The organism is Campylobacter concisus, from assembly GCF_003048595.2.
GTDB lineage: Bacteria > Campylobacterota > Campylobacteria > Campylobacterales > Campylobacteraceae > Campylobacter_A > Campylobacter_A concisus_L.
Window position 1 is genome coordinate 477,326 of the sequence record NZ_CP049270.1, and the last position, 25,346, is coordinate 502,671.

General features: G+C 41.5%; 27 protein-coding genes, 1 tRNA gene and 1 pseudogene. 14 read left to right on the top strand and 15 right to left on the bottom strand.

Annotation, left to right across the window (positions count from 1 at the left end; genetic code table 11):
• Nucleotides 1-3: 3 nt before the first annotated feature.
• From CVT15_RS02385 to CVT15_RS02420, 8 genes are all read left to right on the top strand, one after another.
• Nucleotides 4-348 (top strand): hypothetical protein, encoded by a 345-nt coding sequence (locus tag CVT15_RS02385; RefSeq protein WP_021090750.1) that lies wholly within the window; start codon nt 4-6, stop codon nt 346-348.
• Nucleotides 320-1,024 (top strand): RNA polymerase sigma factor FliA, encoded by a 705-nt coding sequence (locus CVT15_RS02390; RefSeq protein ID WP_021090868.1) that lies wholly within the window; start codon nt 320-322, stop codon nt 1,022-1,024. The genes CVT15_RS02385 and CVT15_RS02390 overlap by 29 nt, the downstream gene beginning before the upstream one ends.
• A complete protein-coding gene (gene fliM / locus CVT15_RS02395; RefSeq protein ID WP_054196277.1) occupies nt 1,024-2,127 on the top strand; it encodes a flagellar motor switch protein FliM in 1,104 nt (367 codons plus the stop codon). The genes CVT15_RS02390 and fliM overlap by 1 nt, the downstream gene beginning before the upstream one ends.
• On the top strand, nt 2,117-2,965 hold the full coding sequence (gene fliY, locus CVT15_RS02400; protein ID WP_072594737.1) for a flagellar motor switch protein FliY: 849 nt from the start codon (nt 2,117-2,119) through the stop codon (nt 2,963-2,965). The genes fliM and fliY overlap by 11 nt, the downstream gene beginning before the upstream one ends.
• Nucleotides 2,965-3,558 carry a TIGR00730 family Rossman fold protein gene (locus tag CVT15_RS02405; RefSeq protein WP_103577147.1) on the top strand — a complete coding sequence of 198 codons (594 nt, stop codon included), beginning with the start codon at nt 2,965-2,967 and terminating at the stop codon, nt 3,556-3,558. The genes fliY and CVT15_RS02405 overlap by 1 nt, the downstream gene beginning before the upstream one ends.
• A 48-nt stretch (nt 3,559-3,606) precedes the next feature.
• Entirely contained in the window at nt 3,607-4,629 is a 1,023-nt protein-coding gene (mnmA, locus tag CVT15_RS02410) for a tRNA 2-thiouridine(34) synthase MnmA (RefSeq protein ID WP_087576724.1), read from the top strand.
• A 112-nt stretch (nt 4,630-4,741) separates the two neighbouring features.
• Nucleotides 4,742-4,816, top strand: a tRNA-Asn gene (locus tag CVT15_RS02415).
• 639 nt (nt 4,817-5,455) lie between these two features.
• The gene (locus CVT15_RS02420) at nt 5,456-6,241 is read left to right on the top strand and encodes a hypothetical protein (RefSeq protein ID WP_230853964.1); all 786 of its coding nucleotides are present in this window, start codon (nt 5,456-5,458) and stop codon (nt 6,239-6,241) included.
• A gap of 4 nt (nt 6,242-6,245) precedes the next feature.
• Here CVT15_RS02420 and CVT15_RS02425 read toward each other — a convergent pair.
• Nucleotides 6,246-6,965: pseudogene (locus CVT15_RS02425) on the bottom strand (IS1595 family transposase).
• Nucleotides 6,966-6,982: 17 nt separating this feature from the next.
• Between CVT15_RS02425 and CVT15_RS02430 the strand changes: the two are divergent.
• The 5 genes from CVT15_RS02430 (at nt 6,983) to CVT15_RS02455 (ending at nt 10,987) form a co-directional block, all read left to right on the top strand.
• Nucleotides 6,983-7,240: a hypothetical protein gene (locus CVT15_RS02430; RefSeq protein WP_141089756.1), complete on the top strand. Its 258-nt coding sequence runs from the start codon at nt 6,983-6,985 to the stop codon at nt 7,238-7,240.
• 59 nt (nt 7,241-7,299) lie between these two features.
• Nucleotides 7,300-7,566: a hypothetical protein gene (locus CVT15_RS02435; RefSeq protein ID WP_103648878.1), complete on the top strand. Its 267-nt coding sequence runs from the start codon at nt 7,300-7,302 to the stop codon at nt 7,564-7,566.
• Nucleotides 7,567-7,641: 75 nt separating this feature from the next.
• Complete coding sequence (locus tag CVT15_RS02440; protein ID WP_107898050.1) at nt 7,642-7,956, top strand: hypothetical protein; 315 nt, start codon at nt 7,642-7,644, stop codon at nt 7,954-7,956.
• Nucleotides 7,957-8,480: 524 nt separating this feature from the next.
• Complete coding sequence (locus CVT15_RS10220) at nt 8,481-10,724, top strand: molybdopterin oxidoreductase family protein (RefSeq protein WP_343219219.1); 2,244 nt, start codon at nt 8,481-8,483, stop codon at nt 10,722-10,724.
• Nucleotides 10,725-10,837: 113 nt separating this feature from the next.
• A complete protein-coding gene (locus CVT15_RS02455) occupies nt 10,838-10,987 on the top strand; it encodes a hypothetical protein (RefSeq protein ID WP_159070245.1) in 150 nt (49 codons plus the stop codon).
• Nucleotides 10,988-10,989: 2 nt separating this feature from the next.
• On the opposite strand, the gene fdh3B is transcribed toward CVT15_RS02455, so the two are convergent.
• From fdh3B to tupB, 6 genes are all read right to left on the bottom strand, one after another.
• Nucleotides 10,990-11,631 (bottom strand): formate dehydrogenase FDH3 subunit beta, encoded by a 642-nt coding sequence (gene fdh3B / locus CVT15_RS02460; RefSeq protein WP_107898048.1) that lies wholly within the window; start codon nt 11,629-11,631, stop codon nt 10,990-10,992.
• 1 nt (nt 11,632) lies between these two features.
• A complete protein-coding gene (locus CVT15_RS02465; protein ID WP_196373547.1) occupies nt 11,633-14,443 on the bottom strand; it encodes a formate dehydrogenase subunit alpha in 2,811 nt (936 codons plus the stop codon).
• Nucleotides 14,444-14,489: 46 nt separating this feature from the next.
• On the bottom strand, nt 14,490-14,666 hold the full coding sequence (locus tag CVT15_RS02470; RefSeq protein ID WP_009496297.1) for a twin-arginine translocation signal domain-containing protein: 177 nt from the start codon (nt 14,664-14,666) through the stop codon (nt 14,490-14,492).
• The gene (locus CVT15_RS02475) at nt 14,653-15,378 is read right to left on the bottom strand and encodes a TorD/DmsD family molecular chaperone (protein ID WP_103577138.1); all 726 of its coding nucleotides are present in this window, start codon (nt 15,376-15,378) and stop codon (nt 14,653-14,655) included. The genes CVT15_RS02470 and CVT15_RS02475 overlap by 14 nt, the downstream gene beginning before the upstream one ends.
• 301 nt (nt 15,379-15,679) lie before the next feature.
• Nucleotides 15,680-16,633 carry a tungstate ABC transporter ATP-binding protein TupC gene (tupC, locus tag CVT15_RS02480; RefSeq protein WP_103577137.1) on the bottom strand — a complete coding sequence of 318 codons (954 nt, stop codon included), beginning with the start codon at nt 16,631-16,633 and terminating at the stop codon, nt 15,680-15,682.
• A 94-nt stretch (nt 16,634-16,727) separates the two neighbouring features.
• Entirely contained in the window at nt 16,728-17,420 is a 693-nt protein-coding gene (gene tupB, locus CVT15_RS02485) for a tungstate ABC transporter permease TupB (RefSeq protein ID WP_103577136.1), read from the bottom strand.
• Between the two features lie 73 nt (nt 17,421-17,493).
• Between tupB and tupA the strand changes: the two genes are divergently transcribed.
• The gene (tupA, locus tag CVT15_RS02490) at nt 17,494-18,312 is read left to right on the top strand and encodes a tungstate ABC transporter substrate-binding protein TupA (RefSeq protein ID WP_103577135.1); all 819 of its coding nucleotides are present in this window, start codon (nt 17,494-17,496) and stop codon (nt 18,310-18,312) included.
• 79 nt (nt 18,313-18,391) lie between these two features.
• Here tupA and CVT15_RS02495 read toward each other — a convergent pair whose 3' ends face one another.
• The 8 genes from CVT15_RS02495 to CVT15_RS09925 form a co-directional block, all read right to left on the bottom strand.
• The gene (locus CVT15_RS02495; protein ID WP_103577134.1) at nt 18,392-19,354 is read right to left on the bottom strand and encodes a DNA-methyltransferase; all 963 of its coding nucleotides are present in this window, start codon (nt 19,352-19,354) and stop codon (nt 18,392-18,394) included.
• A 3-nt stretch (nt 19,355-19,357) separates the two neighbouring features.
• On the bottom strand, nt 19,358-20,239 hold the full coding sequence (locus CVT15_RS02500; protein ID WP_107898046.1) for a BglI family type II restriction endonuclease: 882 nt from the start codon (nt 20,237-20,239) through the stop codon (nt 19,358-19,360).
• Between the two features lie 62 nt (nt 20,240-20,301).
• On the bottom strand, nt 20,302-21,627 hold the full coding sequence (locus CVT15_RS02505) for an aminotransferase class V-fold PLP-dependent enzyme (protein ID WP_103576242.1): 1,326 nt from the start codon (nt 21,625-21,627) through the stop codon (nt 20,302-20,304).
• 182 nt (nt 21,628-21,809) lie between these two features.
• Nucleotides 21,810-21,998 (bottom strand): hypothetical protein, encoded by a 189-nt coding sequence (locus tag CVT15_RS02510; protein WP_002951016.1) that lies wholly within the window; start codon nt 21,996-21,998, stop codon nt 21,810-21,812.
• A 27-nt stretch (nt 21,999-22,025) separates the two neighbouring features.
• A complete protein-coding gene (locus CVT15_RS02515) occupies nt 22,026-22,781 on the bottom strand; it encodes a winged helix-turn-helix domain-containing protein (RefSeq protein WP_103576241.1) in 756 nt (251 codons plus the stop codon).
• Complete coding sequence (fdhD, locus tag CVT15_RS02520; RefSeq protein ID WP_103576240.1) at nt 22,774-23,556, bottom strand: formate dehydrogenase accessory sulfurtransferase FdhD; 783 nt, start codon at nt 23,554-23,556, stop codon at nt 22,774-22,776. The genes CVT15_RS02515 and fdhD overlap by 8 nt, the downstream gene beginning before the upstream one ends.
• A gap of 1,128 nt (nt 23,557-24,684) precedes the next feature.
• Nucleotides 24,685-24,849, bottom strand: a complete 165-nt coding sequence (locus CVT15_RS09920) for a helix-turn-helix domain-containing protein (protein WP_198426216.1) — start codon at nt 24,847-24,849, stop codon at nt 24,685-24,687.
• Nucleotides 24,850-24,990: 141 nt separating this feature from the next.
• Nucleotides 24,991-25,281: a type II toxin-antitoxin system RelE/ParE family toxin gene (locus CVT15_RS09925; RefSeq protein ID WP_343219220.1), complete on the bottom strand. Its 291-nt coding sequence runs from the start codon at nt 25,279-25,281 to the stop codon at nt 24,991-24,993.
• Between the last annotated feature and the right edge of the window lie 65 nt (nt 25,282-25,346).

Here is a 25,346-nt window from a genome sequence, read left to right on the forward strand (position 1 = left end):
GCTTTGCGTGCAGAAAATTTTATAGCATTTTTTACGGTTTGTGGTTTTTTTGTAGGTATAGTTTTTACCTTGCTAAAGGTGAGTGAGCCTATCGAAATGCTTGTTTATACACTAGTTATTACTTTGTTTTTTTATCTTATAATTCACATTGTTATCATGAACTACATCGATGTGAAAAGGGCTTTAACTAAAATTTTTGACAAACAAAAACACGAAGAGATCGCAGACTATCTCATCTCTGAGCTAAATACTAGAGAAAAGCGTATGGAAAATATAATGGTAAAAATGACTGCTGAAAATTTTGATTCTGGTAAACGAAATGCACGAGTTAAAGCAAAAGCAGCTTAACGCTTATAAAAACACGATAAAAAAAGAACAAGACGAGATCGTCTTAAAATACATGCCAGCACTGCGTGCAATGGCGTTTAGACTTAAAGAGAGGTTGCCATCAAGTATAGATACAAATGACCTAATAAGCATTGGTGTTGAAGAGATGATAAAACTTAGCAGGAAGTATGACAAGGAGCAAAATGACTCTTTTTGGGGTTATGGCAAAAAGAGAATTTATGGCTCTATGCTTGATTATCTAAGGACGCTTGATGTTGTTAGCAGAAGTGATAGAAAGCTGGTAAAGAGTATAAATAGCGAGATAGATAACTACTTTAACGAATTTGAAGAAGAGCCAAGCGATGAGTATTTGGCCGAAAAGCTTAATGAAGATATTGAGAAGATAAGAGAGGCAAGAGGCGTTAGCGGTATCATTACTATTTTGCCAATAGACGAGCAAATGGAGCTAATTGGTCAAAATGATGTCGAGAAAAGTATTGAGAGAGAGGATCTCATTTTAAAAATAGAAGAGGCTTTAAAAGATTTTGACGAAAGAGATCAGATGTTGGTTCAGCTTTATTATTATGAAGAGCTAAATTTAAAAGAGATAAGCCAGATCATGAATATCAGCGAGAGTAGAATTTCACAAATTCATAAACGTTTGCTTGATCGTATCAGGCGTAGCTTGGGGGTTTAATGGCTGATATTTTAAGTCAAGAAGAGATAGACGCGCTACTTGAAGTTGTTGATGAAGACGGCGATACGAGTAATATCGAGGTTGAAGAGAGATCGCAAGGCGAACAAAAACAGATTATTATTTATGATTTTAAGCGTCCAAACCGCGTTAGTAAAGAGCAACTCCGTGCGATAAAAGGCATCCATGATAAGCTTGCTAGAAATTTGGCTAGTCAAATTTCTAGTGTGATGAGAAGTATTGTTGAGATCAGACTTCACAGTGTCGATCAAATGACTTATGGCGAATTTTTGATGAGTTTGCCAAGTCCAACTAGTTTTAATGTCTTTTCTATAAAGCCGCTTGATGGAAACTGTGTTTTGGAGATAAATCCAAGCATTGCCTTTCCGATGATAGATCGTTTGCTCGGCGGAACTGGTGAAAATTTCGAGGCAAATAGAGAATTAACTGACATCGAGGTAAATTTACTCGATGCAGTGCTTAGAATGATCATGCAGCGTCTTAAAGAGAGCTGGTCGATGATAACTGATATGTACCCAAATGTGGAAGCAAAAGAGAGCAGTCCAAATGTCGTACAGATCGTCTCTCAAAATGAGATCGTCATCATGGTCGTTATGGAGATCATAGTTGGTGGCTCAAGCGGTATGATAAATTTATGCTATCCGGTTATCTACCTAGAACCGATACTCTCACGCCTTGCAAACAGAGACATTATGCTTGGCGAAACGAGTGCAAAAAAAAGTAGAAACAAAGAGCTAAAAACACTTATCGGACGAGCAGAAATTTTATATGAAGCCATACTTGGCAAATCGATCATCAGCGTAAATGAGTTTTTAAATTTAAAAGAAGGCGATATTTTAAGGCTTGATAGAGGAGCTGATGATAAGGCGATCGTTTGTATCGATAAAAAAGAAGTTTTCTTAGCTGAAGTTGGGCTTCATAGATTTAGAAAATCTATAAGGATTGAGCAATTAATACGCTCTGATAAAGACGAGATCAAAAATATCTTAGAAAAATATGAAGAAGAGCGAAAAGCAAAGCTGATGGCGTATGAAGCTAATGAGCGCAAAATGGAAGAAGAAGAGGACGACGAAGATGATGAATGATTTTTTTAATATATTTTCTAACGAATTAAAAGCTACTATCGAAGGACTTACGGGCAGAGCTCCAGAGGTTGGTGAAAGAAATGAGTTTGACGCGCCAACGCAAAATGGCATAAAGCCGCCGGTAGTGATGGCCAATATCTCTTTAAGTGGCGATATCAATGCTAAAACAGAGATAGTATGCACTCCGGTTTTAATAAGTGCCATTAGCGAATGGATGATGGGCGAAGAGGAAATTTCAAAGAATGAAAATTTAGGCAGTGATGAGCTTGACGCCGCAAAAGAGATATTTTCAAACCTTTTTAGTGCTTTTAGTACATCCTTGGGTGCTCAAAAGGGCATGCCAAAGATAAATTTTGAAGTAATAAATGTAAATTTTTTAGATGAAAATTCTTCGCTTGATTTTAGTGTTTATGAAAAGTTATTTTTATTTAATGTCAAAATCGAAGATCTAAGTGAGCATATCGGTTTTGCTTGCGATCATTCGCTGATGAAATTTTTTGAGCCAACAAAGACCGAAGCACCAGCTGCACCAGCGAGCACTCCTCACGTAGCTAAGGGCGATTTTAGCGCTGAAGAGATGAGAAATATCGGTCTTATAATGGATGTTAGGCTGCCTATTCGTGTTCGTATCGGCTCAAAAAGAATGCTTTTAAAAGATGTGCTTACCATGGATATTGGCTCAGTTATCGAGTTAAATCAATTAGCAAATGATCCGCTTGAAATTTTGATCGGCGATAAGGTAATAGCTCTTGGCGAAGTTGTCATAATCGATGGAAACTTTGGCATCCAGATCACTCAGATAGGCTCAAAACGCGAGAGGCTTCAACAGTTAAAATAATGAATAATGAATTAGTTAGTGATCTTTTAAATTTTCCAAACGTCTTAAAATATAAAAATAAAAATGTTACCTTCTTTGGCTCGGCTAGATTTGATGAAGAAAATTTCTACTGCAAAAAGGCTTATGAACTAGCTTATAAGCTAAACGAGCTGGGATATGCCATCTTAACTGGTGGCGGAGACGGCATAATGAGAGCCGCAAACAAGGGCGCGTTTGACAGTGCAAAATCGCCAAGCATAGCTCTAAATGTAAGACTTCCGTTTGAACAAAATACAAACCCTTACGTCACAGCAAAATATCTCTTTTCAAATTTAAGCCCAAGAAAATTTGCACTCACCGATCGTTCAGTCGCATTTGTTGTCTTTCCAGGTGGCTTTGGCACTCTTGATGAACTTTTTGAAATTTTAGTACTTGCTCAAGTTGGTAGTAAAAAAGTAAAAATTTTTCTTTTTGGGAGCGAATTTTGGCAAGGGCTTGATGAGTTTATAAAAAATACGCTAGTTAGCCAAAAAACAATAAAAAAAGAAGATGTAAATTTATACAAAATCACCGATGATTTAGAGCTTATTGTAGATGAAATTTTGGCTATTTAAAAATAAGATATAAAATATCCCCTTTTAAATTTCAAAGAGGTAAAAAATATGAAAATAATGGTTGCAATGAGCGGTGGTGTAGATAGCACTATGACTGCTAAATTTCTGCAAGAAGCTGGTCATGAAGTGCAAGGTTGCTATATGATGCTGCATCAAAAGCCAGGATATCACGAAGAAAATATCAGAAAAGTGAAAAAAGTAGGCGAGTATCTTGGCATAAAGGTGCATATTTTGGATCTGCAGGATAAATTTAACGAGTTTGTCTATGATCCTTTTGTGAAGCTCTATAAAGAGGGCAAGACGCCAAATCCTTGTGCTTTGTGCAATAAATTTATAAAACTTGGTGCACTGCTTGATTTTGCAAAGGCAAATGGCTGTGAGAAGCTTGCTACTGGGCATTATGTGCAAGTTATTGATGGATTTATCACATGTGCAAAAGATCCTAGTAAGGATCAAAGCTACTTTTTAGCCCAAGTGCCAAAAGAGATACTAAAAGATGTTATTTTCCCGCTTGGGGATAAATTTAAAAAAGATATAAAAGAGCTTGCAAGAAGTGTAAAAGTGCTTGAAGAATTTGCTACGCAGGCAGAAAGTAGTGAAATTTGCTTTGTGGAAGATACTTATATCGAAGTTTTAAATAAGCATTACAATACAAATTTACCAGGAAACGTAGTTGATAAAGATGGCAAAATAATCGGCCGTCACCAAGGCTATATGCACTATACTATCGGTAAGCGCCGTGGTTTTGAAGTTTTTGGCGCCCATGAGCCACACTTTGTTATAAAGATAAATGCCGACAAAAATGAGATCGTTGTAGGAACAAAAGATGACTTGGCTCAAAAGGTAGTCGAGCTTGAAAACGTAAATTTATTTATAGATAAAGATAAATTTGAGTGCGAAACCAAGATAAGATATAGAAGCCCTAAACTTGATGCTTTTGTTGAGGTTGATAAAGAGAATAAAACAGCGAAACTAACGCTAAATCAAAATGCACTTGGTGTGGCGCAAGGCCAGCTTTGTGTTATGTATGATGGCGATAAGGTTATTGCAAGTGGATTTATAAAAGGCTAGTTTTGGCCTTTTATAAAAATTTATTGAGCTCTGTGCGATTTTTTCTAAATTAAGCTAAAATTTATTGACAAAACATATCTTTTCGTCTATAATACGAACTCTTTTCAAGTGTTCCGGATTAGCTCAGCGGTAGAGTAGGTGACTGTTAATCACTTGGTCGCTGGTTCGAACCCAGCATCCGGAGCCATATATACCCAAAAATCCCTTTCAAATTCCGATTTTACCGATATTTCAAGAACTTTAAGTTTTCTTAGTTTTATAAAATTTGTTCCCTATTTGTTCCCGAAATTTTTTAATATTCCAATTTCTCGTCATGTTTTCTAAGTCAACCTAAGATGCTTTATTTTTGTTTTTAAAAACAAGAAAACAATTTTTTTACTCTCGACTACTCTAAAATACTCTAAGGAACCATAGGGTATTAAAAATTTTTCAAAAACTATCCAAAAACTACTCAAAATAGCAAAAGTAAATGAAAAGTTGCCGTAATTAGTTATGTAAGAACTAAGCAAAAGGAGAAAAATAAAATACTTAATGATTTATTTTACTAACACGGAATACAAAGTGCTTCTTGAGCACATATCTAGCCAATATAAAGGAAAGGTGGTTTTAGACAGAAAGCAAACCGCAGCGGTTCTTGGTATTGGTATATCCACTCTTGATCTTCGCATATCGCAGGGCAGGAATATTCCGCGTTATATCAAAATGGGAGATGCAAATAATTCTCGCATGGCGTTTGCGATAACCGATATTGCAGCTTATATTTTTTAAAAAAGGGTTAAAACATGCTCTTAATTTCTATAGTAGATAATAAAGAAAAGGATCAAAAATGAGTAATGCCCTTCAAATAGGCGGACACAGCCTAGTGTTTTGCGTGAGAAGCGAATTCTTGACGCTCAAAAAGGCTACTATAAGGTATGAGCACAATGTTAGAGAGGCTAAGCATGCCTCTAAAATCGGATATCTTAGAGGTAACAGCCGAAATAATAGATACATAGTGCTTAGTGAGTATAACAACAACGGCCACATGCGAGAGATCGCAGTCGGAGATAAAGAATTTAACGATAAGAAATATATAAAAGCGATATTGCGAGAATATCACGAAAAAATGAAAGCCGACTACGAAGCCCAAACTAAAATTGATAAAAACGGCAAGGCGGTAAAGAATCGTTGGCGTGAAAATATGGTCGGATTTTCAGAGATAGTTATTAGCTTTGGTACTCAAAGGCCAAAAGAACCCAAAGAAGGTTTAAGCCAAACCGAGACAAATTTTATCAACGCCCAAGTCTCGCTTGATAGAGTCCTTAAATTTGCGAGATCATACTGTGCAAAATACGGCGTAAAGTGTTTATTGATTAGCGAGCACAACGACGAAAAGACTAAACATTATCAGCTTATTTTTACGAATTATCTCTTTAAAGAACATAGAAATTTAAGATTCGACGGAAAAGGAAATACGAGTAAATTCGGTAGAAGCATGCAAGAAATGGGCGGTATAGTATTTGACGGCATCGCTCTAAGAGGCAAAATCGGCAGTAAGGCAAGACATAAAAATCTAAAGCAAATGCACCTAGACGAAAAAGAGTTTAACGACAAGCAAGAGCTAAAAAATTAAAGGCTCAATTAAACTTAAGCGGATTCTCTCTTATCAATTTTAATAGTTTTTGATAAGTTTTCCTGTGTAGTTTTAGTATTATATCTAAATTCGCACTCTTTAAGATGAAGCAAGAAATTCTCTTTCTTAATGCCTTTAAATTTAGATAATCTATGTTTGGCATATCCCCAAAAGTTTTCTATACCGTTGATATGATTTTTATCATTTGCTAATTCATTTTTAGAGTGCTTCACTCTATAATGCGCTTTGGCTCCGTAATCAACCAAGCCATCATAAGCCTTCCAACAATCAGAGTAAATAACGCTCTCGTCCAGATCACTAAACTCCGATAATATCGATATCAGTTCATTAGCAGAACAGTTTTTAACTATTTGGGTATAGACCTTACCGTCACGCTTTAACATTTCGAACGCCGGTGTTTTATTTGCCGCGCTTCTGCCTCTTTTCTCAAAGAGAGCGCAAGCGCAAGACCTCTTACTCTCTTAGCTCCAAAGTAGCTTTCGTCAATCTCTATCTCGCCTGAAAACTTAGATATCTTCTCGCGCTCTTTAGACATAAGAATTCTTATTTCTCTAAAGATTTTACATAGGGTTGCTTCTGAAATTTTAGTTAAATTCGATATCTTTGATGCTTCTATATCTTCCGCGAAGTACTTTAGAATTTCTCTAAATTTCTTCTCTGAAATTCGGGAACGGATTATATATTTGTTTTTCATCGAACTCATCGTAACTTAATGCTCCTTTGCGTGAGCTTAAGTTAAAGAGAGCTAAAAATTATAAAGAAAAAATGCTGAAAGAACACACTCTTTTAGCAGTATTTTCTTTGCCTTCGGATGTCTTTCATTCCGACTCTTCTTTAGTAGCGTGTTGTATGGTTTTTGAATTGGGTGTTAGGTATTCTTACACCCATAAAACATTTTTTGGATATTATAAAGATGATGCTTTTCAAAAAAGAAAAAAATTAGGTAGAGTAGAGAAGGCTGAGGGCTCGTGGGCTTAAAAAAAAATTAAAAAGACGGAATCCCTGTTTTAAAAACAATAAATGCAAATGACGAATGGTTGGCTGAAGCATATATGAAAACAAACTATTCTAGTATATCAATAAAGAATTTTGAAAAAACCGTAAGAGAATATGCGTCTTTTGTCGTAAAATTAGGAAAAGCAAATCTGAGCAATACTGCACCTAAGATGCAAAAAATAAATAAAAATTTAAATATTTCTAATTGGAAGTATTTTGAATTGGGAACTTTATTTAAAATTGAATCAACAAAAGGAAATAATACTAATAATTTAATAGAGGGGGGGGGCGAGACATTGCGTATATAGCCGCAAAAAAGAATCAAACGGATACGAATTTATGTGGTCGCTTAATGACAATAAAGAATACATTTCAAGGGGCAATTGTATTTATTCATACAACTTGAGCAAGGAAGCGCAGACTACTCGCTGTATCAAGGATATGATTTTATCGGAATGAGTGGAAAGACTTCCTGTGGATACAGTGAACGCCTAAATAAATATAATGGATTGTTTTTAACCACTATATTAGACTTAGAAAGAAATAAATTTTCATACGGTAGAAGTTGGACAGGCGATAGGCTCCTAAAAACAAACATTTTGTTGCCAGCCATAAAAATAGACGAAACCGATTTTGAGCCAGATTGGGATTTTATGGAAAATTACATAAAAACACTAAAATTTGCGAACATTATTTAGATTTAATAAAAAAATGAATTTGTGCGGATACTACATAATGCCGAAAAATATCGGAGCCGAAAGAAGAAGCAAAAGTTAAAGACGAAACGATAGAAAATTTACAGGATAAGTTAACTATATCAGAAAACTTTAAAACGAAAGTTATTAATTTTATCTTAAAAATAAGCAATTTAACACCGAATTTTAGTAAGCTGCTGGATGACGAGCCTACGGAGATAAAAAATGAGATAAAAGGCAAGTATAGTAGGGATAGGATGGAGATATAATCAAGTTATCGGCAGCGAGAAATTTTTAATAGATTGTTATAGAGTGGTACCGGTGGGACAAATTTTACCAAAATGACTAATATGTTATTTTATTTTCAAAATACGATTTTAAAGACAAATTTAGCCAAAAGAGTAATATGCTAAATTTGCATATTACTTAAATAATTCTTAAAAAAATATATTAATTTTAAAATTAAATTTATATTTGCCATTGTATAATAATCTCATAATTTTCAGTAATACCAGAAAGGAGCAAAAATGGAAGAGATCGTAAAGACCACCTGTCCATATTGCGGTACGGGCTGCGGCATCGATCTTATCGTGCAAAATGGTAGAATCGTAGATGCCAAACCCAGTAAAGACCATCACGTAAACGACGGCGAGCTTTGCTTGAAAGGAATGTTCGGATGGGAGTTCGTAAACTCTCCTAAACGCTTAAACCGACCGATGATGAGAAAGCTAAACGGCGTCTACGACAAGCACGGAGAGCTTGAAGAAGTGAGTTTTGAGGAGGTTTATGATTTCCTCGCGGATAAATTTAAATCCACCGTCGCAAAATACGGCCCAAGCTCGATCATGGGCTTTAGCTCCGCGCGCTCAAATAACGAAGACAACTACGTTTTCCAGAAATTTTTCCGCGCCCAGGGCAGCAACAACGTCGATCACTGCGCTCGTCTTTGACACGCTCCTACAGTGGCAGGTCTTGCCAGCACGTTAGGAAACGGAACGATGACGAACGATTTAGTCGAATTTGCGACCGATACGGACGTGTTTTTACTCATCGGTACCAACACGAGCGAGTGCCACCCGATTATCGCTATGCAGATGCAGCGCGGCCTTCAGCGCGGCGCAAAGATGATCGTCGTGGATCCGAAGCGCACTGATATGGCCAAAAAAGCCGATATTTTCTTGCAAATCCCGATCGGAGCGAATATCAAAACGCTAAATACGATGATGCACGTCATAATCGCCGAAAATTTGCAAGATAGCGAGTTTATCGAGAAGTACTCCGAGGGATTTGAATATCTAAAAGAAGCGGTTAAGGACTTTACGCCTGAGCGTTTCGAGCGAGAAACCGGTATAAAAAAAGAGCTCATCATAGAGGCAGCTAGAATGTATGCTAAAGCAGGCGCGGCGGCGATTTGCTACACGATGGGTATCACGCAGTTTAGCGACGGCACGTCAAACGTCTTTTCGCTATCAAATTTAGCCGTTCTAACGGGAAATTTGGGTAAAAAGGGCGCGGGCGTAAATCCTCTGCGCGGTCAAAACAACGTCCAAGGCGCATGCGATATGGGTGCGCTGCCTAACGTCATCCCGGCCGGCGCGGTAAACAGCCCTTACGCACAGGAGCAAGCGCGCAAAGTATGGCACTTTGAGCTAAATCCGGTTCCGGGCTTTAAGCTAACGCAAGCGCCCGATAAAATGGATAGCGGCGAGCTAAAAGTCCTCTATGTCTACGGCGAAAACCCCGTAATGAGCGATCCTTGGACCGAGCACTTCGTCCACGCCGTGCACCATCTAGACTGCTTTATCGTGCAGGATTTGTTTTTCACAGAAAGCGCGCACAAGGCCGACGTCGTATTACCTGCCGCTGGCTGGGGCGAAAAGGACGGAACGTTTATCAACACCTCTCGCCGCGTCCAACGCACGCGAAAGGCTAGCGAGCCCGTTAGCGGCGTGGAGCCTGACTGGAAAGTCGTTTGCAACATCGCAAACCGCATGGGACTAGAGGGATTTGACTTTGCGAGCCCTGAGCAAATTTGGAACGAGCTAAGGGAGCTCATGCCTAAATTTTTCGGCGGCATAAGCTATTATAGACTAGGCAAACTAGGCGGTATCAGCTGGCCGTGCCCAGACGAGGAACACCCTGGCACGCCGGTACTTTACGCAGATCACAAGTCCATGCTGCCGGGCGGTAAATTCCGCTTTGCGCCGGTGCTTTACTTAGACGATAAAAACGAACGCGCAAAAGCAGAAGCCGAATTTAGAGCCAAGATGAATATCCCGGAGGGCTATCCGGTCGGTAGCGGCGCGCTTAGCGAAGTGCCCGACGAGGTATATCCGTGCCTATTTACGACCGGACGCAAGGTCTATCACTACCACACGGGTACTATGACTAGAGAGTGTCCGGCTCTTGAATACGGTGCGGGCATCGAGGGCGCGCTCATAGAGGTAAGTCCCGATATCGCTCGCGAGAGAGAGCTGGAGGAAGGCTGCTACGCGCTCGTGCAAAACAAACGCGGCCAGATCGCGGCCAAGCTTCGCGTAAATCCGGATCTAAAAGAAGGCACGATATTTACGACCTTCCACTATAGCGAGGCCGACGGTAACGAGCTAGCCAACGCGGGCGATCCCGATCCGCTCTCAGGCATCACGCCGCTAAAGATGACGATAGCAAACATCAGGCGTCTAAGCGAAGAGGAATTTATCAAATTCAGAGAGCAAAACGAGATGTCGATGCACTCGGCAAATCCTTATTTGTCGCCTGTTAGGGCTTAAATTTAGGGCGGGAGACCGCCCTTTTTCTACTTAAATTTTATCTACTTTTTGATTTCAAATTTACCCGTACCACAAATTTAACGCTCAAATTTAATAAACCGTTCGCGCAAAATTTGATTAAATTTAAAGAGCTAAAGTGGGAGAAATTTGATGAAGTTTTAAAACCAAGTCGAGCAGGATTTAAATTTGAGTCAAATTTGACGCAGACAAACCGCGTCAAATTTGATGAGATTATCCGCCGTCGAAGCGAGCGGAGCGGATAAATTTAGAAGCTGTATTTTAGCCTATCGCCTGCGTAATAAGCAAGCTTCCAGGTCGGAGTTTGTTTTAGGTCTTTAAAGCCGTAGCCGCGAGCCTTTACTCTGTCGCCGTAGATTTTCTCTATCATTGCAGATTCGCCTACTAGCAGAGCCTTTGTAGAGCACATAGCCGCACAGACCGGCACTTTGCCCTCGGAAATTCTATTTTGACCGTATTCCTCGCGCTCTACTTCGCTATTTGTAGCCTCCGGACCGCCGGCGCACATCGTGCACTTATCCATCGAACCTTTGGCACCGAACACTCCCTCGCGCGGGAACTGAGGCGCGCCGAACGGACACGCGTATAGACAGTATCCGCAGCCGATGCAGATATCTTTGTCGTGTAGCACGACGCCGTCGGCTCTGATGTAAAAACAATCAACCGGGCAAACCAGCGAGCACGGAGCGTCCTCGCAGTGCATGCAGGCTATCGAGGTTGATATCTCTTTACCTGGCACGCCCTCGTTTAGCGTGATGACGCGGCGGCGGCGGATGCCAAGAGGCAGCTCGTGAGCCTCGTCGCAAGCTACCGCGCAGCCGTTACAGTCGATACATCTATCGTCGTCGCAGTAAAATTTAAGTCTATTATTATCGTTAAATTCGCTCATTTTACGCCTTTTCTATGCGGCATAGACCGCCTTTTGTTTCTGGAATTTGAGTGACTATATCGTAGCCGTAGTTGGTGACGGTATTTGCGCTCTCGCCTACCGTATAAGGCTTCGTGCCGTCAGGGAAATTGCCCGTCATATCGACGCCCTGCATGTATCCAGCCCAGTGAAACGGCAAGAAAATCATATCAGGCTTGACCGACGGTACGATTCTAGCGCGTACCTTGATTTTAGTGCCTTCAGGCGAATGAATCCATACGAAATCCCAGTTTTTAATGTCGTGTTTAGCCGCAAGCTCAGGGTGGATATCCGCAAACATCTCAGGCGTGATACGCGACAAATACATACTAGCACGCGTCTCCATGCCCGCGCCGCTAAAGTTTACGAGACGAGCCGTGACTAGATTTATCGGGAATTCTTTCGAGAAGTCCTTACTTAACTGCAAGCTCTTATATTTCGTAAATACGCGGTAGTGGTTCGGCTTATCCTCAAAGCTCGGATACTTCTGCGCAAGGTCTTGGCGCTGCGAGTGGATAGGCTCTCTGTGCTGCGGTATCTGATCGACGAAGGTCCAAACTACCGCTCTAGCTCTTGCGTTGCCGTACGGAGCGATGCCCTTTTCCATGCATTTTTCGGCGATTATGTTGCTAGCGTCGGTTGCCCACGTCGCTCCCATTTTTTCGCGCTCTTCATCAGTTAGCGTGATGCCTAGTATCTTTTCGATGTTATCTTTTTTGATCTCCGGATATCCGCCGCTTTGAGCGCCGCCTACAGGCGCGCTACCGTCGGCCGCTAGCTGATTTACGCCGTTATGCTCTAGGCCAAAGCGGTTTCTAAAGCCCATGCCGCCTTGCATTACCGGTTTATTTATATCGTATAAATTTGGACTGCCCGGGTGCTTTTCCGTCCAGCAAGGCCACGGCAAGCCGTAGTATTCGCCGGCTACCTCGGTACCCTCTTTGCCCATTAGCGTTTTTTCGTCAAATTTATCCCAGTTAGCTTGATGGCGTTTTAGGCGCTCCGGCGTCCAGCCCGTTAAACCGATGCTTTTTACGATGCTAGCGATCTCGCGAGTAGCTGCTTCAGGCCACTCGATCTTGCCTTCAGAGTCTCTGATCGTGCGAGTTAGCTCATCGTAAAAGCCTATTCTCTTTGCAAGCTCAAATAAAATTTCTTGATCGGGCATACTCTCAAACAAAGGCTCTACAACCTGGCTTCTCCACTGGCCGCTGCGGTTTGTAGCTACGACCGTGCCGCCACCCTCAAACTGCGTTGCCGCAGGTAGTAGATAGACGTCGTCTTTTTTATTTGTTATAACGCCGGCATCGTTTACAAACGGGTCAGCCAAAACCAAAAGTTCGAGCCCGTCAAGGCCCTCTTGTACTTTTGCTTGTTGCGCTGTTGAAGTTATACCATTGCCGATGACGATTAGCGCTTTTAGGCTATCGCCTGCGTTTTCTATCGCATCGTTTCCGTTTTTACCGTCAAGTACGCCAGCCCACCAACGAGCTAGCGTAAATCCAGGCTTCGTCATCCACTCTGGTTTTACGTAGTTGCCCTTTAGCCACTCGTAATCCACCTGCCACATTTTGGCGAAATATTTCCACGTAGCTTCGTTTTTAGGATAGTATCCGGGCAAGCTATCGGGCGCGTTTGCCATATCGCTAGCACCTTGTACGTTATCATGACCGCGCAAGATGTTACAGCCACCGCCGCTTACGCCCATATTTCCTAGTATTAGTTGCAGGATCGGAGCGATACGAGTGTTTGAGCTACCTATGGTGTGCTGAGTTAAACCCATCGCCCAAACAACTGATCCCGGTCGGTTTTTTGCAAAAACTTCGGTTATTTCTTTTAGCGTCGCAGCAGGTACGCCGGTGACATTCTCGACCACTTCAGGCGTCCATTTTGCGGCCTCTTTACGGATCTCGTCAATGCCGTATGTGCGGTCTTCTATAAATTTCTTATCTTCCCAGCCGTTTTCAAAGATGAGATTCATCATACCGTACATAAAAGGTATGTCCGTGCCCGGGCGAATTTGAGCGAAATAATCAGCCTTAGCCGCAGTTCTCGTGTATCTTGGATCAACCACGATTAGCTTCGCGCCGTTATTTTCCTTCGCTTTTAGAAAATGTCTGAATCCTACCGGGTGATTTACAGCCGGATTTGCGCCGATTATAAAGATAGACTTCGCGTTTTGGATATCTCCAAGGTGATTAGTCATAGCTCCATAACCCCACGTATTCGCCACACCGGCGACTGTTGCGCTATGTCAAATTCTTGCTTGGTGATCTAGGTTGTTCGTCCCAAACATCGCAGAGAATTTACTGATGTAATAGCTCTGCTCGTTGCTATCTTTTGCTGAGCCCAGAAACATAACTTGCTCCGGGTTTTTTTCGCGGTAAGCTTTTAGTTTGGCGCCGATCTCGTCAAGCGCGTCTTTGTAGCTGATACGTTTCCATTTGCCGCCTACTTTTTTCATCGGGTATTTTACGCGGCAATGAGAGCGCACCATATCGATGACATCGCTGCCCTTACAGCAGTGACCGCCCGCGCTCACCGGGTGATCTTGAGCTACCTCTTGGCGTACCCAAACGCCATTTTCTACCTCGGCTAGCACTCCGCATCCCACGGAACAAACCGTACAGATAGTTTTTACGATTTTAGAGTTTGGAAACGGATTTGCCATCTCTTCTTTGGTCGCGCTTCTAGTTACGCCGCTAGCAGCCAGTCCGCTCATGCTGCCCGCAACGCCCGCTAGCGCGGCCATTTTTAAAAACGATCTTCGCCCGACTGCGTTTGAGTGGGGCATAAGACGTAAATTTGCCTCAGACATATTTATCCTTTCTTAAATTTTATTATTTTGCTTGTTCGTAGTATAGATCCCAGTTTTTGCTTCTTTTATAAAGCACTTCGGTCTTTTTGCTTTTACCGTATTTTAGGTTTGACGCCGCTGCCGTCGCTACTCCGGCCGTAGCCGCTACCGCTCCGACTAGCCCCGCCTTTTTTAAAAATTCTCGCCTATTTTTTTGCATTTTCTTCCTCCATAGCTTTTAGCTTTCTCACTCGGTTTTTTTGTCTTCTTATAGCCTCAGATCTTGAAACTCCGTCCAAAGTCTTTTTGTTTTCGCCGTGATTTACAGGACGCGGCGCGCTTAAAACTACGCGCTCAAACTCGATAAATCCTTGCAGTAGTACTGCGACGTCTTTGTAAATTTCGCTACTTTCGTGATTAAAAAGACTCTCTATAAACTCATCGACGTTTGGATTTATGACCTCTTTAAAAAGCTGCTCCTCAAGCTCGCCGTATAGCTCCAGCTCGCTCTCTCGCGCGATAAATTCACTCATCAGCGCAAATAGAAAGCCCACGTTGTCTTCGTTTTCTTTAAATTTAGCCTCGTCGCGTCTAAGGTCGGTGCGGGCTAAAATTTTACGCACTTTCGCGCAGGCATGCCCGACCTCATAACCCTCGTCGTAGTACGATAGCGAGTTTCTAAGCGGACTTGGCGGAGCGTGGAAAATTTCATCGAATTCATCCACTAAATTTTGCGGATTTTTCTCGTCGAATTTTGCCTGTATGCGCATTATGGCAGCGGCCGATTCCTCGTTTAGAGCGTGCGCTGCGGCAAGGCCTAGCATCGCGTTTACGCCTGCAAATCTATCGGCGTCTTGGCTAAAAACAAAAAAACGCGAAAACAGCGAGTAGTAAAGCCCGCGTCCCGCCGCAAATTCGCCCTTGCTAGTCATCGCCTTCCTTTATCATTTTTGTCTATTTTTTGATATTTTTTTCGATCATGAAACTATACTACTTTTTGGCTTACTTCTTATACTTAAAAAAAAATAAATTAAAAAAATTAATATATGCTTAAATATGCCTTAGTTGCATATTACTTACGGCGAATTTTAGGGGATAAAATAAATATGAAATTTCCGCATATATATTGTATTTACGCTTCATTTTGATATTTACTTTTAACTAGGCTCTTTTAACGGGCGTTAAACGAGTCTAAATTTAAAATTTGAAGCGAAATTTGCAAAATTTCGGGGCTCACTCAAGCCCCAAAAACGCTTCCTCGTCAAATTTAAAATAAATATTTTCGCCGACGTTAAAATTTTGCGAATTTGCCGCCAGCGTTTTAATCAAAAAGTCGCCGACTCTGATTTTCACCAAAAGCTCTTTGCCAAGATAGAGCGAAACCGAGTGCAAAATACCTTCAAGATAGCCTTCTATCGGCGTTTTACTCAGCATTATTTTGCCTGGGTTTATGGCGATCTTTACGGCGCTACGCAAATTTGGCGGCAAATTTACGATCGCGTTTTCGTCAAATTTCAAAACCCCGTCTCGCGCGTCGAATATATTTTTGTATTCGAATTCGCACACGCGCCCCTTGTGCAAAAAGACGTTTTCTTCGGCGATCGCGGTTAGCCATTTATCGTCGTGACTAGCGATCACAAAGCCGCAGCCGTATCTTTGCCGCATGTAAAGCACCGCCTTGCCGAAAAGCTTTGATGTGCCCACGTCCACACTATTTGTCGGCTCGTCGAGTAGATAAAGACGCGATCTAAGCGCCAAATTTAGCGCAAAACTAACGCGCTGCGTCTGTCCCGAGCTAAGCTCAAAGTGACGCTTGTTTAAAAAGCTCTCGTCAAGCCCGACCAAATTTAACGCCTCGCTCGCCCTTTGCTCAAATTCCGCCAGCACTCCGCGGCTTTTTAAAACGGCCCTAAAGTTTTCCCTCACGGAGCGTTTTAAAAGCGCGGGTTCTGGTAGCAAAACGCTAATGTCGCGCAGTAAATTTAAGCTAGGCGCACTGCTTCCCCACAGCCGCACTTCGCCGCTAGTTGGCTTTTGTAAAAACGACATAACTCGCATCAGCGTGCTTTTGCCGCTGCCGTTGCTGCCCGTTAGCGCGGTGATTTTGGTGACGTCGATATCAAGGCGCGGGATGTTTAAAATCTCGCTCGCGCCGTAGTTTAGGCGTAAATTTCTAACGTTTATCACTTTGCGCCTTTCTCGTTAAATTTAAATAAAAGGCTCAAATTTGACGCGCCCAGCCCGCTTTTTACGAGCTTAAAATTTTCAAATTTATCAAATTTCATTTATCCAGCCTTTTTAGCGCGTGTATCGCCAAATTTACCGCAAATGCGATAAAGATGAGCACCAAAGCCAGCGCGATACCCATCGCAAACTCGCCTTTGTTCGTCTCTAGCGACACCGCGGTCGTGATCGTGCGGGTAAAATATTTGATGTTGCCACCTATCATCATCGCAATGCCCACTTCAGCCACGATTCTGCCGTAGGCTGTGGCGATAACTACCATGAGAGCGTAGCGCAACTCATAAAGCACGCAAAAAACTAGCTTTGCTGGCGCAAGGCGTAAATTTAGGATAGTTAGATAGTGCTTTGTCTCCATATTTTCAACCACGCTTGCAGTAAGCGAGATGATGATAGGAAGGGCTAGCACAAACTGGCCTAGCATGACCGCTTTTAGTGTAAAGAGTAAATTTAAGCTGCCAAGCGGTCCATTTCTCGTGATAAACGCATATAAAATAAGGCCGATCGCAACCGTTGGCATGGCAAGAGCTGTGTCACTTAGAAGGCGTAAAATTTTGCGGCCTTTAAAGTCGTAAAATCCAAGTGAAAAACCAAGTGGAAAGCCCACTAGAACGGCAAAAAGTATCGACACGCTTGATGTGTAAAGGGTAGCCTTGATGGCTGAATATGTTTCAAGATTGCCGTTTAAAAGTAGATTAAAGGCTTCTGCAAAGCCGTGAAGTAAAAAATCCAATTATTCTTTCCTAGCATATTTCTTAAGATTATTTTAAATGTGCTATAATATCACAATTTTTTAAAGGAGAAAAATGAAAAAGATTATTTTAGGCTCACTAGCAGCCGCAGTTTTGGCGTTTGGCGCTGATAATGAACTAATCATGGCGACTACAACAAGTACAGATAACACTGGCTTGCTTGACGCGATCTATCCAGTTTATAAGGCAAAAACAGGCGTTGATATAAAATGGACAGCTGTTGGCACAGGCGCTGCACTAAAGCTTGGCGAAGACTGCAACGCTGACATACTTTTCGTTCACTCACCAAAAGTTGAGAAAGAATTTGTAGAAAAAGGTTTTGGCTTAAAAAGAAATGCCGTAATGTATAATGACTTCGTCGTTATCGCTGATAAATCAATCGCTGATAAATTTAAAGGTAAAGATATAAAAGAGAGCTTTGAGCTTATCAAAAAAGATGGTATCAAATTCTTCTCACGTGGCGATAAATCAGGCACAGACAATAAAGAAAAAGGCATCTGGAAAAAGATCGCTGGTGAAGTCCCTGAAAAAGACGGCTGGTATATGCAAACAGGCCAAGGTATGCTAGCTACGATAAATGCTGCTGCTGAGCAAAAAGGCGTTACATTTACTGATCGTGGTACTTACATTAAATATGAAGCAAACCAAAAAGGTCATCCTGAGATGGTCATCATCAACGAGGGCGACAACGATCTTAAAAACTTCTACTCTCTAATCGCAGTAAATCCAAAACACTGCCCTAAAACTGACATCGAAAATGCAGAGAAATTCATAAAATGGGCTACAAGCGAAGAGGGTCAGAAATTTATAGGTGACTTTAAGCTACTAGATAAGCCGCTTTTCACGCCTGACGCAAACAGTCGCAAAAACTAATTTTCGCGCGTTTAGGTCAAATTTGACTCTACTCGCGCAAATTCAGGTGCGCTTTGCGCCCTTTTCTTATGGAAGCATCTTAATAGCTTAAAATATTAAATAAATTTGAATGTACGCTATCTCTAGCTTCGTTAATATTTTTAATCGCCAAATTGGCGTATTTTTCCATTTTTTCAATTCCTATAAAATTTCTATCTGTTTGTATGGCGGCTACAGCTGTTGTTCCGCTTCCAAGAAAAGGATCGAGAACAATATCGTTTCTGTCAGTGTATAGTTTAATTACGCGTTTAGCTAACTCAAGCGGAAACATAGCCGGATGATCGCTATTTTTTCTTACGCTTGATATTTCCCAAATTTGCCTGTAACCCCACTCCTTCCATTCTTTTTCAGACAACCTATCTCGATTTACGGTATATTCGCCAGGTTTCCAAAATACATACAAATCCTCACTTTCGCTTACAGCCTTCAAAGTATTAGTCGTCCAGCGGCTATTTGCCCATGCTGGATCCTTTTTCCAAATTCTTTTATCGTATAAATACAGACCTACTTCATAAGCATAATCCTCCAATCTAGCGCCGGATAATTTCACTCTTGTTCCTGTAGAATATCTTCCCCCACGGATGTTATTACCGTTCAGTCTTCTATCTATAGTTTGCTCGCTACAGTTTAGAAGCGCGGCTAGTTGGTTTCGATTATAATCAGGATAATTCGACTTAGCTTCAAGAATCATCTCTAAGGTAACGGCACATTTGCGGTTAGACGGGTTTAGTCCCATGATTTTAGGCATATTTACATCTTTAAAAGCAAGAATATCCGCAATATTAATAACTAAAAAGCCGCCGGGCTTTAAAATATCAAAATGGAGCTCTATTACAGATTTTAATAAAGATTGCCAGTCATCATATGTTAGCCCTTCTTCATAGTCTTTACCTAAAAAATATGGAGGCGACCAAAACGATAGGGATATAGACTCTGGAGAAATTTTTTTTAATAATTTACATGAATCTCCGCAATATACAGAATTAATATGCAATTTATTCATATTTTAAATTTCTACTTCAGAGACACGCCAGTTGTCAATTTGTTTCAATATATCAAAAGAAACTCTGGCTCTAATTTTTCTAGTGTCTTTGTTTTTGTCATCTTTGCCTGGAAAAAATAACTGCGGATACTTTTTTAAATAATTTGGCTGATGAGTTAAAAGTATGCCATTTGGAATTGATGCAATTTTTATCTTATGTATAGGTTGGCCTATGTTATTCCCTTTATCAAATATCATTTTATATACTGGCTTAATTACAAATGTAATCAATGGAGCGACCGTTCCGTCGCTTAGGACATAAATTGGAGACAAGGAACATGAGAAATTATGTGCTTTTCTATTGCCTTTGGCTACAATATTATTATTTATTAAACCAATATCGATCGCATTCCAGTTTCCCGATCCGGATATTTGATTGGGAGACATAACCGCATGATTAAAATCATCTCTTGGGCCTGCAGATTTTATATCAACAAATACCCAAATAGAATCGGTGAAATTTAAAATTTGCTCAATTTTTGGGCTAGAAATAATACAGCGATCATCTGACCCTGACGGTATCCCAGAATCTTTTATTCTAAAATTTGCAGAAAAATACCTTAAGAGTTTATTGCCAAAAACTTGCTCTCCAACTTCAATCCAAGGATATTGATCACCCTTTGGAGAGCGTCCACGATCTAAAGGTGGGTAATTTTTCCAAAATGAGTATAAATAAGACGCTTCATTGTAATCTCTCTGAATTTCAGGTAAATATAGATCAATAAAATGACATATTTCCTTCATAATAAAATACTCTATATTTATTAAATTTTTATAATTTTTTTTATAAAAATCGACAGCGCGTTGATATAAATCAAATTGATCTCTTGCATACTGCGTAAACATTACTAAACCTTCCTAAATTTTAATATTTCACTATTATATCGTTTTTTTAATGGCAATATATATTAAATCTTCCCGCCAAACATCTCATACATCGCCTTTTCCTCGCCCCAAAACTCGCGGTGCTTTTTGATGCAGGATTTTATCGCGCCTACCAGATAACGCACGTCTTGCTCGATATGCGTGTAGTGCAGGCTCACGCGCACGAAGCCGGGCTTGGCTTCTGGCATGCGCCCCTCCTTGATACCCAGCAGATCGTGAGCGTAGGGCCCAGCGCACATCACGCCCGCACGCGTCTGGATGCCGAAGTCGTTGCTAAGGCTCGCGGCGAAATCATACGCCGAGACGCCGCGCACGTTAAAGGAGATTATCGGCAGCCGCGGCGTGCCCTTTGGAGCGTAGTTTATGACCTCGTCTACGCCCGCTAGCTCGCTCTCAAAAAGCCGCGCTAGCTCGTCCTCGGCACTTTTTATTTGCTCGAAGCCCACCTCGTTTCGCAGCGCATATGCCAAATTTGCCCGCATAAGCCCGATAATAGGCGGCGTACCACCTTCTTCTAGCTGCTCTGGATTTTTCAAAAACACGTGGCCCTCGCGGTTAGCGTAGGCGACCGTCCCGCCCGCGGCAAAGGTCGGTACGTCGCTGTTAAACAGCTTCTTTTTGATCGCCAAAAGCCCGCAGCTAGCAGGTCCGCCGAGCAATTTATGAGGCGAGAGGAAAATCGCGTCAAAGTAATCGCAATCTAAATTTGCGTGTGAGCTCAGCGCCGCGCAGTCAAAGGCCACGATGCCACCCGCAGCTCTGATTAGCTCGCTGATCTTTTTATAGTCGCTAATGACGCCCGTGACGTTTGAGGCGGCGCTAAACGAGCCGATGATGCGGCGTCCGGCATTTAGCTTCAGGATGCGCTCAAGCGCTAGCAGATCGATCTCGCCGCCCTCGCTAAGAGGTACGCGCAGGTAGTCGCAAAGCCCCTCGCGATAGCTAAGCTCGTTTGAGTGGTGTTCGTAGGGCGAAACGAGCACGAGCGGAAGCTGCGCGGTGCGTAAATTTGCCTCGCCGATCGCACTTCTGGTCGCAGGCGGCAGGTAGATACCTAGCAGCTCCTGAAATTTCTTGATCGCGGCCGTCGCGCCATGTCCGCAGGCGATGAGACAAAACCGCTCGTCAAGCCCAAGTAGCTTTTTTAGACTCTCTCTCGCACCCTCGTAGCGCCGCTGCGTGATGATAGCGCTGGAGCTACTGTCGGAGTGTGTGTTGGCGTAGGTTTTTAAAACGTCCGCTATCTCGCGCTCTACGGGCTCATAAGCAAGCCCCGAAGCAGTGTAATCAAAATAGTGCACGCCTTGTTTTAGGATGATATTTTTTCTTATTTCGTCTAAATTTGCCATTTTTACTCTTTAAATTTGATACGGTAATTATAGTAAATTTTCGCAAATTTGGGACTTTTGCGTTGGAAATGATTTAGTAAATTTGGAGATTAAATTTGAGCAAGTTAAATTTAACCGCAAAGCGGCAAATTTAACTTGATAAAGCATAGAAGCGCGAGACACAGAGGCTCACAACCATTTTATTATTTGTTTATAAAATTTTTCTCTAGCCACTCGATAGCTTTTGCTTCGGTTTCAAAGCGTCCGCTTTTAGCGACTTGATTTTGCCCCTCGTAGAAGCGGATCCTGATACCGTCTTGGACGCTATCTACCTTTATTCTAGTGATCTTGTCTTTGTTTAGATAGACCCTATCGTTTAGTTTTACGTACATTTTTTCTCCCTTAAATTTGATGTGGTTTTATTTATTTTTATCGTTTGTCTCGTCTTTTTTCTCGCCGTCTTTTTTCAAAAACAACTCCTTAAAGCGCTTATCCGCAAAGTCCTCGATATCGTTTTGTAGCTGTCTATAGGCGTTTATGAGCTCATGCGCGCGTTCATTTAGCGTCGTGCCGGCGTTTTCGCCGCCGCCTTGTTTGGTGGTAAAGAGCTCCTCTTTTAGATTTTTTTGCAAAATTTGCAGATGATTCCAGCATTTTTTATAGTTCATGCCTAGGATTTCGGCGGCCTTTGAGATCGAGCCGACCTCGGCGATGACGTCCAGGACTTCGGTTTTGCCCTTACCGAATATCAGCTCGCCCTCGTCGTTTTCTATCCAAGTTTTGGTTTTTACTCTCATCTTTTTTCCTTTCTTCTCCTTAAAACACCCCAGCTGGCAGTATTTTACGTCGATTTTATAGTCTTTTAGCGTCGATCGGATCGTCTTTAGTCCCACGCCCGCAGCCGCGTCTCTAGCGTCTTTGCACAGTATCCTGTCCTTTTCGTCGGTCATCTGCTTTAGCTGCGTCATCACGGTGTATTTGCCGCGTCCGTTTTCCAGCCTGCCAAACTGCCCTAGCTCGCAGTTGTCGATCTTTACGCCCATTTTTTCGGCCTCGTCGCTAACCAGCCCGACCTCTACGCCTAGCTTTGCAGCGATCTTAAACGCCGCGCCGCAGTCTAGCCTACCCTTTGGATTTAGAAGTTTTGCGATCAGTTCTCGGATTTGCTCACTCATGGATTCTCTCCGCGCCGCTATACACGTTTATGTTTTCGCCGCGAGCAAAGCCGCATAGCGTGAGGTTAAATTTACGCGCTATCACGACGCCTAGGCTAGTCGGAGCCGTGCGCGAGACGAGCACGGGGATGCCGTGCATGACGGCTTTTGCGACCATCTCGGAGCTGAGCCTGCCGCTCACCATCAAAAACGAATTTTGTAGCTGCGAGCCTGCTAGTACCGCTTTGCCGACGGCTTTGTCTATGGTGTTGTGCTGAGCGATATCCTCGCCGATGTAAAACTGCTCGCCGCTCACGAAAAGCTTGGCCGTGTGCACGCAGCCAGTCATCTCGTAAAGCTCGCACTGCGTGTAAAATTGCCCCATCTGGCGTAAAATTTCGTCTTTGTTAAATTTAACCTCGCCCTTTATCGAGCGCGCCGCCATAGCCTCAGGATCGATATTTGCCGTCGAGCTGCGTCCGCAGCCGCTGATTATCACCTTTTCCTCGTCAAACTGCTCGAGGCGCTTTTCGTTGATTTTGGCCTTGACCTGCACGCTTAAAGCGTCGTCTGAGAGCTCGATACTCTCGATATCCTCAGGACTCTCGATCAAATTTTCGCTGATGAGATAGCCTGCAGCTAGTGCCTCCTGATCGGTCGGAGTTGCCATGAGCGCGCCGAAACGCTTGCCGTTTATGTAGATCTCAAGCTTGATCTCACGCACCAAAATATCATCCACGGCGCTTTTTTGCGCGCCTTTAAATTTGATGATTTGCGTCGTAAAAATAGGTTGCATGATTTTCCTTAATTTTTGCGAAATGATAGCTTGAAAATCTAAATTTAGGATTTGATTGTAGTGAAATCTTGCTTAAATCAAGCAAAAACTTAAACTATTTTTAGTACGATTTTATCGGTATCTGATGATGATTTATATATGCAAATTTAGCATATATCTTAAGATATTTTTTGACTAAGATTTTATCATTATCTATTATTTGTATAAGAAATAAAAGAATAGTAAAAAATAGTATAAGGCTAGAATTGGATCGCACATAACTTGCTATATATAGGTTAAATCTTGAAAAATTATAAATATAATTTGCGGCCTGACGTAAGACCGAGAAGGAAATTTATATTATAGAGTCAAGTTAAAAAAACTAATTTTTATCAAGCTGTATTTTACTGTTATATGGCCCGTGCACGACTCAAGCACGCCGACCGTATATAAAAAGCCCTTAATTATATTCATTAAGGGCTTTTTATATGAAAACTTAGACATTTTGCCGATGAAAAATCATTTTCGAGCGATAAGGTTTCGTCTAAGTTTTTATATTTTTCTTTTGCTCGGCCAAAGAAAAATATCGGCCGTCTGCCAAGACCTTATAGCAAACTCATTTGAGTTTGCTAAGTAAGTATTAACATATTGTTCTATGTAGAGGTTATTTGTTCTTAATATTTTGATAAATGATATTAAGTTCTAAGACTATACGACGGAATTAGAAGCTGTTATTTTTTATTAAGTTAAAGTAAATTTTGGTTTATAGGGAAATTTACTTTTGTTTTTTTATTTGGTATTTTAGCACAAATTTTAAAAATTGAGATTTTGTTGGTTTTTATATAGCATAAATAAAGATTAAAGTAGAGATTGTTTTTTGAGCAAGAAATAAAAATCAAAAAGAAGAGTATTTTTGTGCGGGATTAAGATTATTTAATAAAACAAGCGTCGCTATAATATAGCCGTATTCGTTTTCGCAGTCGTATTAACCCCTCGATTTAGTTGCGTTTTGAATATGCCCATGTTATAAGAGCCTTATTTTTCCAAATCCTAACTATCGTATCCGCAAGAATCCCGTCTTGAGAATCGACAAAGCTTAATACTTTTCTCCTGTGTCGGCTTGAGTATTTATTAGATAATTAGTCTCACTCAAACTATCGCCACTCTTTTACCGCAAGCTTTTATGTAGTTAAAGAATGTTTTATACTTGATATTATACGCTCCGCTTTCTATCCTAGCTACGGCAGACTGAGTTATGCCCATCCTTTTAGCTACTTCGCTTTGAGTTAGTCTGGCCTCGTTTCTGGCGTCTATTAAAGCTTATATGGCTTTATATTCGTCCTCTAGCGCATCGTATTGCGCTTTAAATTCTGGGTCTTTTAGCTCCTCTTTTAAAACTTCTCTAAAATTAACGGTTCCCATCTTTAAACTCCTTTAATCTTCGTTCCGCCAAATTTAGTATGCTTTTTGGTGTCTTTTGCATTTTTTAACAAAAGTTAACAGGATTATTATCCTTTTACCCATTTCATAACAATATATACTTCTAGCTATACCTTCATCAGACTTTATGCGTATCTCAAACAGTCCGCCTTTTAGGCTTTTAGTATACGGCTCTCCTAAGGTATTGCCCCTAGCCTCTAAGAGCTCGAACATTTTATAACCTCTTTGCCTGAGACCGGTCGGTAGCTCCAAGAACTCATCTTTTATGGCTTCGTTTGCAAATTTTACGCTCCGCATCGTAACCATTTTATGCGACTAAGTCTTATTGTGCCATATATGATATAAAATGCAGTTTGTTTTATATGCTTATT